We start from the raw sequence: 13,371 nt of genomic DNA on the forward strand, positions 1-13,371 counted from the left end.
ATGAAAATAAATAAACTTGGAGAATTAAGACCAAACCAATTAATTACAACCTTTGGCCCTGGGGCGATATTAGACGTGGTTGATGATTCTGTGACTGTGCTAGATATTAATTATTGGGATAAATATGGTAAAACAATTTATGATTCTAGACTTGCTTCATACCTTGGGGTGGATAACTTTAAAACTCCAAAGACTTCATGGCAAGGAGATATTCCAGTAGTTTCGTTTCCGAATTATCATATATGTAAAAAAAGCACATGTAGTAATCTGTTTAATATTAGTGAAAATTTTGATGTAGACAAATATTTGCAAAACGGTCCTACTTGCCCTATTTGTGGCTTTAAAGCGTATCCGGCAAGATTTATTATGTCTTGTACAGATGGTCATTTAGATGACTTTCCATGGCGTTGGTGGGTTCATCACGGGGATTCTACGTGTAGGAGAGATCTAAAATTAGTGTCTACTGGTAATACCTCTTCACTTGCTGAAATCATTGTAAAGTGTGAGTGTGGTGCCTCAAGAACAATGAGTGGATCAACTCAGTCAGAGAATTTTGCAGGCTTGAAATGTAGTGGCAGACATCCACACAATCCTAAAATGATTAAAAAGTTTAATGGTCTATACTCGAAATGCGATAAGCCAGGTATACCTTCACAAAGAGGAGCCTCAAATGTTTATTTTCCAGTGATTAGAAGTGCAATATCTATACCACCTTGGATAAATCCTTTAAATGCTATGATAGATGAACATTATAGAGATATCTTAAATTTGAGAGAGTACATAGGCGAAGAGGCGATCGTAAAAATATATGAAAAACACTTTACTGGAGTTTGCTCTCAGGCAGAATTCATTGAAGCTGTTAAGCGAAGAGATGAAAAGGTTAAAGAATTCATTGAAATTAAAGAAATGGAATATGCAGCTATTACCCACCATAATGACTTGATGTACCAGACGGATGTTAAATATTTCAAAGCTGAAGAAGAGCCTATTCCGACGTATTTGTCAAAATACTTTTCTAGGGTTGTTAAAATTCACAGGCTAAGAGAAGTCATGGTATTGCTTGGATTTATGAGGATGGATTCGCCAGAACCAGAAGTAGAAGATGCAAAGAACATTGTATATCTAACAAAGAACAAGGCTGGTGAGTCTTGGCTTCCTGGAGTTGAAATTAATGGCGAAGGTATTTTCATAGAATTTAATAAAGAAACAATTTCTAAATGGAATTCTGTACTTAGAACAGGACAATTATCGGATCAATATAAAAAGTTCTATAACGAATTTTGTGGCTCAAGAGGCTGGACAAAGTATAAAGAGAGAAATGCAGAATATGTTTTATTGCATACTTTTGCTCATCTAATTATTAAAGAAATGTCTATGCAATCGGGTTATTCCTCGTCGGCAATTAAGGAAAGAGTTTATAGTAGCGAGAATATGTGTGGAGTACTTCTTTATACTGGTAGTGCGGATAAAGAAGGTTCGTTGGGCGGACTTGTTGAAATTGGTGAAATGAGTAAATTGATTGTAGTATTAAAGCAGGCGCTTGAAAATGCGATGCTTTGTACGACCGATCCAGAATGTATGATGAGTGAACCTTCTTCTGATGATCTCAATGGAGTGGCTTGCCATTCATGTGTCATGATTGCTGAAACTGCATGTGAAAGTGGGAATAGACTTCTTGATCGTTCACTTGTAGTTCCTCTGCCCTCAAAGGAAGAGAGTGCTTACTTTAGAGAGTTGGTGAGAGATTTATGCGGGATCGAAGTATAGGTATAGCTATTATAGTTGAAACGCTTGTTTCAGAAGTAGAAAGATTTGGTGGAGAATTATTCGACCTACAGGTGTTTAAACAATCATTTCGGTCAATAAAAGAAAAGTTCCCTGTATTAACCGATGAAGAGACATTTGATCTAATACAAATGGCTATAAGTTTATATAACTACAGGGTTACTGAGAAAGTTGAATTAGTTATCACTGCACCTAATAGCTTTAAGCTTAAAGCCCTTAAGACAAGTGTTGTTATTAAAGAGCTTATAAATGGGGCACAGAAAAGCATCACACTAACTGGATATTCAATATCTGATTATTTCTGTGATCTTTTAGATGTGCTCGTTGAAAAAAGCCGGAAAGGTATTTATATCAATTTGTACGTTAATGACTTCAATAGCAAAAAAGAGCAGTTGGATAAATTGGAAATGTATAAAGGTCGGTATATGAGCATTTATGATTATAACAAAGGTGATGATAAGATGGCCGCTCTGCACGCCAAAATTGTAGTTGTTGATGGGTGTAAAACTTTCATTTCATCTTCAAACCTTTCTTATCATGGGTTAGAAGGTAATGTTGAAATGGGTGTTGTCATTGATTCGGTAAGGAAAGCTAGTAATGTGGAGGAGCTATTTAAGCAATTAAGAACACAAAAGGTATTTAAAAAATTGTGAGATTCATAATCCGTTTTATTGGACACCTCTTGTGATAATATTAAATCATTAGAGGTGTCGTTGTATAAAGGTAATTTGAAAATCAATCATATAATCATATAAAGGAAGGTGAAGTAATTGTCAGACATTAGCATACCTGTAGAATTCAAATCAGATGAAAAGGGTTATTATGACAGACAGTGCCCAAATGAAAAATGCGAATTTGTTTTTAAAGTATATATGGAAGACTGGAAAGAAAAAGTATTAGATGAGCAGGTGTTTTGCCCTATGTGTGGACATGCTGCACCATCTGACCAGTGGTACACTCATGAGCAAATTGATGCTTTTCAGGAGATAGCTGCTAGTTACGCTCAATCTTACATCAGTAATGAATTTGATAAGATGTTTGGGAAAATGGCTCGAAGTACACGTGGCAATAAATTTGTTCAAATAACTTATAAGCCGGGTAAAAAAATATCATTTGTTAATAACCCTATAGGGCAAAGACCTGAATGGGAATTGGAAATAACATGTGAAAAATGTCAAACTCGATATAGTGTAATTGGTAGTGCTTACTTTTGTCCATGTTGTGGCCACAATGCAGTTGAACGTGTTTTCAATGAATCTTTAGATACAGTTCAAAAGATGATTGAGTCTATCGAAGATATATATAGTACCTTTGAAAGAAGTTATGGAAAAGATAAAGCTGAATCAATGTGTCGCTCTATGATAGAAGGCACATTGGGTGATATTGTTTCAGCTTATCAAAAGTATGCAGAAGAAATTTTTAGACAAGTTATGCCAGATAAAAAGGTTAGAGTTAATGATTTTCAAATAATTGAGAAAGGTAGCAACTTATTTAAAGAGGCTACTGGAAAGGGCTACGATTCTTGGCTTTCTCAAAATGAAATTGATGATATACACATGTTATTTCAACAAAGGCATTTAATCGAACATAATAATGGATTGATAGATGAAAGGTACATACAGAATTCGGGAGATGTATCATATAGGATAGGCCAGCGAGTGATAATAAAAAATCCGGATGCTATGAGATTATTAAAACATATAAGGAAATTATCAGATGGATTAAGCAAAATAGGGGGGATACAGAATGAATAAGGATTTATTTTATAACTGGCTCAAAAGTTTTAAAAAACTTGACTCAACAACAAGCAATACAAGATCTTCAAACTGTTTGAGAATTGAAAAATTCTATGGAGATCTTGATGAACAATACAATGCTGATCGCTGTGTAAGCCTTATAGAGCAATTGACTTACACGACTACTGACAAAAAGCTTGAAATTAAACCAAAACACAATATACCTATTGATGGGGACATATACAATGGGACTCATACTCTCAAAGCTGCTTTGAAGTTGTACATAGAATTTAAAGATAACAAGATGATTGAGGAACTTAAAACAGTTGCTGATGTAGAAGCAGACAAGCATGACGGGTCATATGAACTTGTAAGAGAAACGGTTCAGGCATTGTCAACAGTTGAAAAGGGTCAGCTTGATATCAAGGATCTTGATTTGCTCTATTTTATGGTGGTTGGAACTTGGCGGAGTGGAATAGATGTTAAAAGGCAGAAAATCAGGGATAGTCATTTGGATGGTAAAGAAAAAGAGAAACTATTGGCAGTTTTAGATAGAGTAAAAGAAAAGGCGGAGAAGCATGAATATGAAAATATTGAAGGTGAAGCTAAAAAGTTAGGGTGGTCAATTGGGATGTTCGGCACTGGTTTTCATACATTTGCCTCAAAGGCAGATAAAGAAAGTGCAGAAGAGTTTATCTCGCTTTGTGTTGACCTAAAAGATATGACTGATGATGAAGCAATGTTCCAAAAAACTGCCGAAACAATTAAAAAAGGCATTAGAGGAATGCAAAGTGCTGCTGCTTCAGTGATGCTACATTGTTTGAAGCCAACGACCTTTCCTATCATGAATAGTGCAGTAAATGATACTGCTTCACTTTTTCTAATTGAAGGTGTGTCATTAATAAAGCCAAGAGAATTGGAATACTATGTCCAAAATGCGAGTCAGCTGAAGAAATTTAGAGATGAAAAATGTCTGTTTAGGAATTATAGAGCAATGGATATGAAGCTGTCTATATATGGCCGTAGCAAAGAGACAATTGAAGATGAACCGGATATATTCACTATACAGCAAGATGATAAAATCAATATATGGAAAGTATCTCATGGAAATAATGGTAGTTTTACAGCAGAAGAAAGAGAACGATATTTGGATCAAAGTATTATTACGGTCCATAGAGATACGGGAAAAGGACAAGGTGCTGAGTTTGAAAAGGGTATTAAGATTGGTGATTATTTTTACTTATGCCATGGAAATAGCGGTGTAAAACTACTTGGAAAGATTACTTCCGAAGCGATGCAGCTTGACACTAAGACTGAGGGGTGGCTTTATAGGAGTTATGAAGTAGTGGCATATTCAAAAAATCCTGATTATCAATATTCTGCTTCACAAAAAGGATGGACACCAAATTATAATTCTACCGCTTGGCGAGTGCCAAGAAGCGATTTTGCAGAGTTTGAAAAACATATACTTATACCTTGTTTTAATATGAGAGTGCAAGAATTGATTTCTGATGAAATAATTGTCCAAACTCAAGTGAATACTTCAGCGGATATGAATTACTGGTGGCTCAATGCAAGCCCTAAAATATGGAGCTTTAGTAATATTGAAGTGGGACAGGTTGTTGAATACACATCTATCAACGAAAATGGGCATAAACGTAAGATCTATAAAAATTTCGAGAATGCAAAAATCGGGGATATTGTTATTGGCTATGAATCATATCCAGAAAAGGCTATTGTTGCTATATGCAAAATATCGCAGGAACATGATGGAGAAAAGATATGGGTTGAAAAAGTTCAGAATTTGATTAACCCAATTAAATATAGCGATTTGCTTGAAATTGAAGAATTAAAAGACATGGAGTATTTCAAAACACCTAGGGGTAGTCTATTTAAACTTACGCATGATGAATTTGAGGCTGTAATGGATTTGATTAAGGAAGAGGAACCGTCAAGCCCCAAAAGTGCTATAGAAATATACAATCGAGAAGATTTTTTGAAGGAAGTTTTCATTTCAGAGCAACAATATGATGAGATTGCTATACTTTTAAACAGAAAGAAGAACATCATTTTGCAAGGCGCTCCTGGTGTAGGAAAGACATTTGCAGCTAAAAGATTAGCATATTCCCTGATGGGTTGTATGGATGATACAAGGATTGAGATGATCCAATTCCATCAGAACTATTCCTATGAGGATTTTGTGATGGGATTCAGACCTGTTGAAGGTGGCGGTTTTGAGTTACGGTAATTGTCAAGATAGTTGTCGCATATGATCAAAATTATCTCATTATCTGATGTGTTAATCACGACAAAACAAGCCCGGACGCTCGGCGCTTGCCAGAAGGAACTTTTATGATCTGCGGATCAAAAAGCCCCTTCGGTCCTTTAGCGTATTTGTTCGCTAGTGTCACTGGGATGCCAGCGCGCATATCCTCAGCCTACGGCCTCGGTATCCCGCGTGTCACCCTGACACTTAACGCCTAAACACCCTATGAAACGTCCGTTTTAGACTCAACAAGATTCTCTTCTTGAGACTTCTCTGGATTAAGCCATACTTCATTCGGTAAGGTCCAGTTCCTTGTTTGACGTGTCCAGCGTTCTGGATGACGAGCCTTCGCAGCCTCATAGAGCTGATGACGTTTCTTAAGGATCTCTTCACCCTGGCCACTGTGACGCTGGTGTGGTGTAAGAAATTTGATCCCACTATGGTGATGGTTATACCTGTACCAATGGACAAATTCCTTGACCCATGCTCTGGCATCATTAATTGTAGCAAATCCTCCCACGGGATAGCTTGGGCGGTATTTACAGGTCCGGAAGATGGACTCTGAATAAGGATTGTCGTTGCTCACTCTCGGACGACTCCTTGAAGGCGTTATGCCCAGTTGATAAAGAGTTTCCAGCATGGATGTTCCCTTCATCGGACTCCCGTTATCGGAATGTAAAACCAAGGGTTCTTCTTGTCGGGTTATATTTTGGGCCATGACTGCCCGTCGAATAAGTTGACTGGCATGTTCTGCACTTTCTTCGTGCCAGACTTCCCACCCCACGATGTCTCGGCTATAAATATCTAAGATAAGGTATAGGTAAAAGTAGAGACCTTTAGCCGGTCCGGGCAAATAGGTTATATCCCAAGACCACACACGATTCGGTGCGGTAGCGCAATGAGTGGATTTAGGCTTGCTGGAAGGTGCCTTTTGGCGACCTCGGTGATTCTGTTCACCGGCTTGGTGCATGATTCGATAGAAGGTTGATTCGGAGGCGATATAGGTTCCTTGATCCGCAAGGATTGGAACAATTTCACTAGGAGGTAAACTTTTGAACTCAGGTTGATTAACAATCTGTAGAATTTCATTGCGTTCTGCTTCCGTAAGTTTATTCGCCGGCTCTGGACGCTTTGCCACGGGTCTCTGATCGGCTCCGTGTTCACCGGCTTTGCACCAGCGTTGAAAGGTTCGTACCGATAAGCCAACTTCTTCACAAGCAAGCTGTTGACGTGCTCCGCTTGCTATTGCTTCTTCTACCAGCTTAATAATTATGACGCGATTCGCAGTGCTGGTCAGACTTCCTCGTCCTTTGGTCCCCAAATCGCATTGGCTTTTTTTCTTAGTACAAGCAGAGCTGCTGTTTCAGCCAGTGCTGACTCTTTTCTCTGAAGCTCCTTCTTAACATCTTTTAACTCTTTTTCGATTTCTTTTTCTCGTCGTTGTGCGAGGGCCAGTTCCTGAGCCACACCGCCGTTTGCCTGCAGACAGTTGTCCTGCCAGGACTTAACTTGTTCAACATACAAACCCTTCTTACGACAATATTCCGAGAGTTCAATCTCACTAAGAGTGGAGGTCTCAACCACGATTAGAAACTTGTCGCGTGTGCTCCACTGTTCGCTTTGCTGTTCACCAGCAGGGGCGGCAAAGCCCTTTTCACGTATTTTCTTCCGCCACAACTTCAAGGTCCCTTCGGGAACACCTGTCTCTTGTTCAATCTGACTGAGTGACTGATTGTTTGGCGGTAACATCTTTTCAATGATAGAGTTTTTTAACTCCTTGGGATATCTCATATTGTTTTCTCCTCCTGTGTTCTCTTCAAGGATACTTTTCTTTGATCCCTACGTCAACTATCCTAACACAGGGGGGTTAAGAACTGGTATCTTTCATCAATTTTGCTTAAAAGCGTCCAATGATCCAACAAGAGATTACTATTTTGTTATTGATGAAATCAATAGAGGAAACTTAAGTAAAATATTCGGTGAGCTCTTGATGTTAATTGAGAATGATAAACGAGGTTCAAAGTTCTCTGTGCCACTGACTTATAAACCTGATAGCCGTTTCTATGTACCCCAGAATGTATTTATAATTGGGATGATGAATACAGCAGATCGATCATTGGCAATGATTGACTATGCACTTAGGAGAAGGTTCTGCTTTATTGAAATGGAGCCTGCATTTGGAACACATGCGTTCAGAAAGCATTTAGTTGATAATGGGATACACGAAGACCTGATCGAAAAAATCATCATCAGAATGAATTATTTAAACAATCAAATCGCAGCTGATGGCAATTTGGGCAGAGGATTCAAAATTGGCCATAGTTATTTCTGTAACCCGTCTACTGATGAAAACTGGTATCAAAGCGTTATTGAATATGAGATTAATCCGCTAATTGAAGAATATTGGTTTGACAATGAAGAAAAAGCTCAAGAATATATGGATTACTTACTGGGGTGATATGAATGGCGAATGAAATTCCAATCCGGAATATTTACTATATGCTTAGTTATGCGTACGATGTTTTGAAAGAAGGAGAGAATGTCAAATTAGCAGATGAGGTTTTTGAGAATATCTATGATCTGTTCGGGAAAATCCTTGTAAATGGGCTAGGCCTTTTGATTAAAAGGGGTTTTAACAGAGAATATATCAACTTATCTGAAGAGCTGCCTTTGCTAAGAGGCAAGATTGATATAAATGAAACTTTGAAAAGACAGAATCATATAGTAGGGAAGCTTAATTGTGAGTACGATGAGCTCTCCTCTAATGTTCTGTTTAATCAAATCATTAAAGCATCTATCACAAATCTTGTAAAATATAAAGGAATTGATAAACAGATTAGAGAAAAGCTTATGAATATCAATCGCTATTTTCAAGACATTGATTTAATTCAGCTACAAAAGCAGCATTTTTCACGCATTAGGTATCATCGAAATAATCGATTTTATAGATTGATAATAGACATCTGTGAGCTCTTGTTTGATGAGATCCTAGTTTCGTCACAAAAGGGCGAGACAATATTTAAAGATTTTATCAGAGACGGCAGAATGGCTGCATTATATGAAAAATTTATACTGAATTTTTATAAGAAAGAGTTATCAGAGGTGCAGGTTTACTCTCCTATTTTCCAGTGGGACAAAGACTCTGGCTTTGAGCATGTTGGAGCCAGTTTTTTGCCAATCATGAGAACTGATATAGTGTTACAAAATGAAAAAGAACAGTTGATTATGGATGCCAAGTATTATTCAAACGCACTTCAGGTTCGAAATGTTGGTGATACTAAAAAGCTGATCTCAGGCAATCTTTATCAGATTTATACTTATATCAATAACAGTACATTTACTGGCAATAAGTCAGGAATGCTTATTTATCCTGTTGTGGATACAGATATGGACTTTGTTTATAGTATTCAAGGTAAAAAGATATATGTAAAAACATTAAATCTTAATACAAGTTGGGAAAATATCCATCATCGTTTAATTGATATTGCAAAAGTTATATAAAACACTATACGATTTATTGGACACCTCAATTGGTATTATGATATCATTTGAGGTGTAATTATTTGGAATATAAATATGAGGTGATGACAGTGGCAAAAAGTTCAAATCAAAAATTGAAGCTGCTATATTTAATGAAAATGCTACTTGAGAAGACAGACGAAGAAAATACCATGACCATTAATGAGATGATTACTGAACTTGGGCGGTATGATATTACAGCGGAACGTAAGTCTATTTATGACGATCTTGAGGCTCTTAGAAATTATGGGTTGGATATAACAGCACGCAAATCAAAAACGACAGATTATTTTATTGCAAGTCGTGTATTTGAGCTGCCAGAATTGAAGCTTTTGGTAGATGCTGTGCAATGTTCTAAGTTTGTTACGCATAAAAAAAGCAATGAGCTTATAAAGAAGATTGAGAGTCTTGCAAGTTCACATCAAGCATTGTCCTTACATCGACAAGTCTATGTATCAAATAGAGTCAAGACGATTAATGAGAGTATCTATTATAACGTGGACAGGCTTCATGCTGCCATAGCTGAAAATAAACAGGTTTCCTTCAAATATTTTGATTATGACATTAAGAAAGAAAAGGTTTATAGAAAAAGTGGAAATAGATACACGGTTAGTCCTTATGGGCTCTCTTGGGATGATGAAAACTATTACTTAGTTACATTTTCTCATAAGTATAATGACTTCACCCATTACAGGGTTGATAGAATGTCTGACATTGAATTATGTGAAAGTTCAAGAGAACCATTACCAGAAAATGAGCACTTTAATATTGCTGAATATTCTAAGAAAGTCTTCAACATGTTTGGTGGTGAAGAGGTTACTGTAAAATTGCAGTTTGATAATTCGCTTGTTAATGCAGTAGTCGATAGATTTGGTAAAGAGATTATGATTGGGAAATTGGATGATGATTGTTTTTATATATGGATTAAAGTTGCTGTTAGCTCAACGTTCTTTGCCTGGTTGTCTCAGTTCGGTGCTAAGGTAAAAATACTTTCTCCTGATGCTGTAATTGAAAAATATAAGAGCAATATACATGATATCTTGGCGCAATATGAATGAAATAATAAATGGACTGAAAGAGGTGTTAATAATGGATAAACCCAATGGATTTCAACTACCTGATAATTTAAGAGGTCGTAGTATTGATGTTAAAGTTATTCCGACAGTATGCAATTTAGAAAACATGTTAAAGAAGCTTATTGAGGTCAATGGCGATTTCTCACAATTAAAGCAGTGGGAAAAAAGAAGTTATAAAGCATACCTGATTGAAGAAATTAAAAGCAGGATATTATCGGCTCCTTCATATGCATGGAAAGATATTGTTAGGGAGCATATTCTCTCAAAAAGACCTTCTGATTTTGGGGCTAGTGTTATTGATATATACCTTGTAGCCTATGTAACTGAAACTTTCGGCACTGGAAAAGACCGGTTCTTTGAACATATAAAAAATAAAGGGATCAGTGATAATGGCAACTCAGCTCAAGCTATTTGGCAGGTTGGTAAGGGTGATGGAGTATACCTTGAAATCTTACATGAAAACGGGAAAGTAAGAGACTGGAATTTTATTGAAAAATGGGTTAAAGGTTAGTAAAAATATTGTGAAAGGGGTCATCATGGGAGATTACATCTTAACATATTCAAAGACAAAGTTTTTTCCATTAGAACCTATATTGGAAGATATTGATATTTTAGATATCGCACACGCACTGTCGCTTATGACAAGAGCAAATGGACATTTCAAGCACTTTTACTCTGTTGCACAACATTCAATAAACTGTTTCAGAGAGGCTGAAAGCCGAGGGTACTCAAAAAAAGTTCAACTTTGCTGCCTTCTTCATGATGCAAGTGAGAGTTATATTTCCGATATAACAAGACCTGTGAAGAAAAATCTACATGAGTATTACCATATCGAGGCAAGACTTCAAAGTTCTATATTTGAAAGATATGGTATTACACTCCTGAATGAAGATGAAGAAAAGCAAATAAGTGATGTTGACGATGCAATGCTATATTATGAATTTTTAGAACTAATGGGGAATGAGATATTTGATATTGTACCATTAATATATATAAAACCTGATTTCTCAGAAAGAGTTTTTTCAAGTGTTGAGAAAGAATTCATTTCATCTTTTAATAAACTGATGGGGCATCAATCTGACTATAGCTGTATTGGAATTGATGCTTGTAATGGTAAGTGGGTTGCTGTCCATATATCAAATGGTGAATTTGATGTTAGAAAATTTAGTACAATTGATGAAATATGTGATGCTTACCCAAACTGCGATAGCTATATTATTGACATACCAATTGGATTGCCAGAGTCTAAGGCTGACTTAAGACCGGATCTATTTGTCAAAAAGTTGCTAGGGAAAAAGGGTTCAAGTATTTTTGAGGTTCCTTGTAGGCAGGCGATTTACTCAGAAAACAAGGTTGATGCAAGAAATCATAATATTGAGGTTATGGGGAAAAGTTTATCTGAACAAAGTCTTGGTATTGCTAAAGCTATAAAGCAAATTGATGAGTTCTTACTAAAAAGACCTAAGTGGAAGAATAAGCTGGTAGAAAGTCACCCAGAATTCTGCTTTTCAAAGCTTAATAATGATAGGCCTATTCTTGAAGATAAAAAGACTCCTGCCGGCCAAAATGCTAGATTAGATGTTTTAAGAAGATATTACCCTCATGCAAATCAGATAGTGGAAAAGTTTCTTGCAGATGTTCCTTATCGAAAAAAGGCAGATGATGTTATAGATGCAATGTGTTTGGCTGTAATTGGCAAAGAGATGATAGAGAAAGGCATTAAGACAATACCAGAAAATCCAGCTCAGGATAGTAGGGGAATTATAATGCAAATGGTGTATGTTGAATAACTTTTAAAAGGATTGACTGTCCGTTTTATAGAACATTCATTTTGATATAATTATATAGAGGATTTACATTCCCGAATTATTCTGACTTGTGATTTGAAATAAAGCTATAGAATGAAGGAGTAAAAAATGTCAAATATACATTACTTCCCACGGTACTCACAAAAAGAGAATATGGTAACCAACAACACCATGCTTCTTTTTAGCCGGCTATACAATAATAGTCCTGAAAAGTTCAGAAGATTTATTAATGCTTTTCTAGAGGAAAGTGGGATAGAGCTTGATACTACAGTTCGCTTTAAGCAACAAGAAAAAGGTAAAGGTAGTATACCTGATGGAATGATAGAGCAGGAAAGCTTTAAGATTATTATCGAAACAAAGCTATATGGACAAGAAGAGATTAAGCAGATTAAAAATCATTGGAATGCATTTGAGAATGAGGATAAACAGATTTTCCTATGGATTAATAAAAATTCAATTTCAAAAAAGTATTATGAAAATATAATTAGCCATCTTAATAAATTCAATGACGATAATGATTCGAATATTGGATTTGCTTCAACAACTTTTAAGGATATTTGTACTTGCTTTAATGAAACACTTCAAGAATATGACTTTGAAATGAAAGCACTGATTGAGGATTTTGAAGGCTTTTGTGATGAGTGTGATTTAATAGACAATGCAGATACAAAAATCAGGGTCGTTCTAACTGGTCAGACCTTTGAAGATAACCTGAAAAACAATATTTATTACAATCCAATTGATAGAGGATTCAAAAATACAAAATATATTGGTTTGTATAAGAATAAAGCAGTCAGAGCTATTGGTGAAACAATCTGCTGTGTTGATGCTTCTCACGATAATAGTACAGATAGTATCAAAATTATAGAGGTTCAATATGGAATATTGTCCGATCATATGATGGATACATTGAAGAAAGTAATACATGATGCAAGAGATAAATACGCTCATGCTTTCAATGAAGGTCAAAGGTTTTTCTTTGTTAATGAATATTTTATTACGGAGTATGCAAAGAAAAGTAAAGGCGGGCTTATGGGCACAAGATATATTGACTTAGGAGAGGTAGAAGACTTTAAGAAAGAAATGACAGTTGATGAAATTGCTGAATTGCTTAAGACGAAAGAATGGAACGTAGGGTAATAGTTAGTGTTTTTGCCAATAGTTGATTGTTTAGAAAGGGA

General features: G+C 36.1%; 11 protein-coding genes. 10 read left to right on the plus strand and 1 reads right to left on the minus strand.

Features of this window, described 5'->3' with window-relative positions; all coding sequences use genetic code 11:
- The 4 genes from DESLBE_RS18430 to DESLBE_RS27105 all read left to right on the plus strand — a co-directional run bounded on the left by DESLBE_RS18430 (position 1) and on the right by DESLBE_RS27105 (position 5,769).
- Positions 1 to 1,767, plus strand: a complete 1,767-nt coding sequence (locus DESLBE_RS18430; protein WP_144677834.1) for a DUF1998 domain-containing protein — start codon at positions 1 to 3, stop codon at positions 1,765 to 1,767.
- Positions 1,749 to 2,438: a phospholipase D-like domain-containing protein gene (locus tag DESLBE_RS18435; protein ID WP_144677835.1), complete on the plus strand. Its 690-nt coding sequence runs from the start codon at positions 1,749 to 1,751 to the stop codon at positions 2,436 to 2,438. The genes DESLBE_RS18430 and DESLBE_RS18435 overlap by 19 nt, the downstream gene beginning before the upstream one ends.
- Positions 2,439 to 2,555: 117 nt before the next feature.
- Positions 2,556 to 3,539 carry a hypothetical protein gene (locus tag DESLBE_RS18440; protein ID WP_144677836.1) on the plus strand — a complete coding sequence of 328 codons (984 nt, stop codon included), beginning with the start codon at positions 2,556 to 2,558 and terminating at the stop codon, positions 3,537 to 3,539.
- Positions 3,532 to 5,769, plus strand: coding sequence for an EVE domain-containing protein (locus DESLBE_RS27105; RefSeq protein WP_243131346.1), 2,238 nt, complete (start codon positions 3,532 to 3,534; stop codon positions 5,767 to 5,769). The genes DESLBE_RS18440 and DESLBE_RS27105 overlap by 8 nt, the downstream gene beginning before the upstream one ends.
- A 241-nt stretch (positions 5,770 to 6,010) precedes the next feature.
- Here DESLBE_RS27105 and DESLBE_RS18450 read toward each other — a convergent pair.
- A protein-coding gene (locus tag DESLBE_RS18450) for an IS3 family transposase (protein ID WP_144677837.1) occupies positions 6,011 to 7,578 on the minus strand; the annotation gives its coding sequence in 2 pieces (ribosomal slippage) (positions 6,011 to 7,110 and positions 7,110 to 7,578; 1,569 coding nt in all).
- 1 nt (position 7,579) lies between these two features.
- Between DESLBE_RS18450 and DESLBE_RS18455 the strand changes: the two genes are divergently transcribed.
- From DESLBE_RS18455 to DESLBE_RS18480, 6 genes are all read left to right on the plus strand, one after another.
- Positions 7,580 to 8,245 carry an AAA family ATPase gene (locus tag DESLBE_RS18455; protein ID WP_243131347.1) on the plus strand — a complete coding sequence of 222 codons (666 nt, stop codon included), beginning with the start codon at positions 7,580 to 7,582 and terminating at the stop codon, positions 8,243 to 8,245.
- Positions 8,246 to 8,250: 5 nt separating this feature from the next.
- On the plus strand, positions 8,251 to 9,288 hold the full coding sequence (mcrC, locus tag DESLBE_RS18460; RefSeq protein ID WP_144677839.1) for a 5-methylcytosine-specific restriction endonuclease system specificity protein McrC: 1,038 nt from the start codon (positions 8,251 to 8,253) through the stop codon (positions 9,286 to 9,288).
- Positions 9,289 to 9,371: 83 nt separating this feature from the next.
- Positions 9,372 to 10,364, plus strand: a complete 993-nt coding sequence (locus tag DESLBE_RS18465) for a WYL domain-containing protein (RefSeq protein ID WP_348981685.1) — start codon at positions 9,372 to 9,374, stop codon at positions 10,362 to 10,364.
- A 31-nt stretch (positions 10,365 to 10,395) separates the two neighbouring features.
- Positions 10,396 to 10,893, plus strand: coding sequence for a hypothetical protein (locus DESLBE_RS18470; protein ID WP_144677841.1), 498 nt, complete (start codon positions 10,396 to 10,398; stop codon positions 10,891 to 10,893).
- Complete coding sequence (locus tag DESLBE_RS27480) at positions 10,871 to 12,172, plus strand: DUF429 domain-containing protein (protein WP_172625450.1); 1,302 nt, start codon at positions 10,871 to 10,873, stop codon at positions 12,170 to 12,172. Before DESLBE_RS18470 ends, DESLBE_RS27480 begins: the two co-directional genes overlap by 23 nt.
- Positions 12,173 to 12,298: 126 nt before the next feature.
- Positions 12,299 to 13,330: a hypothetical protein gene (locus DESLBE_RS18480; protein ID WP_144677842.1), complete on the plus strand. Its 1,032-nt coding sequence runs from the start codon at positions 12,299 to 12,301 to the stop codon at positions 13,328 to 13,330.
- Positions 13,331 to 13,371: the final 41 nt, after the last annotated feature.

The sequence above is a fragment of the Desulfitobacterium sp. LBE genome (genome assembly GCF_007830365.1).
Taxonomy (GTDB): Bacteria; Bacillota; Desulfitobacteriia; order Desulfitobacteriales; family Desulfitobacteriaceae; genus Desulfitobacterium; species Desulfitobacterium hafniense.

What these genes read in the sequence shown, in the direction of transcription:
- mcrC (WP_144677839.1), top strand. Translation starts at nt 8,251, where the DNA reads ATGGCGAATGAAATTCCAATCCGGAATATTTACTATATGCTTAGTTAT.
- DESLBE_RS18470 (WP_144677841.1), top strand. Translation starts at nt 10,396, where the DNA reads ATGGATAAACCCAATGGATTTCAACTACCTGATAATTTAAGAGGTCGT.
- DESLBE_RS18435 (WP_144677835.1), top strand. Translation starts at nt 1,749, where the DNA reads ATGCGGGATCGAAGTATAGGTATAGCTATTATAGTTGAAACGCTTGTT.
- DESLBE_RS18465 (WP_348981685.1), top strand. Translation starts at nt 9,372, where the DNA reads ATGACAGTGGCAAAAAGTTCAAATCAAAAATTGAAGCTGCTATATTTA.
- DESLBE_RS18480 (WP_144677842.1), top strand. Translation starts at nt 12,299, where the DNA reads ATGTCAAATATACATTACTTCCCACGGTACTCACAAAAAGAGAATATG.
- DESLBE_RS18430 (WP_144677834.1), top strand. Translation starts at nt 1, where the DNA reads ATGAAAATAAATAAACTTGGAGAATTAAGACCAAACCAATTAATTACA.
- DESLBE_RS27105 (WP_243131346.1), top strand. Translation starts at nt 3,532, where the DNA reads ATGAATAAGGATTTATTTTATAACTGGCTCAAAAGTTTTAAAAAACTT.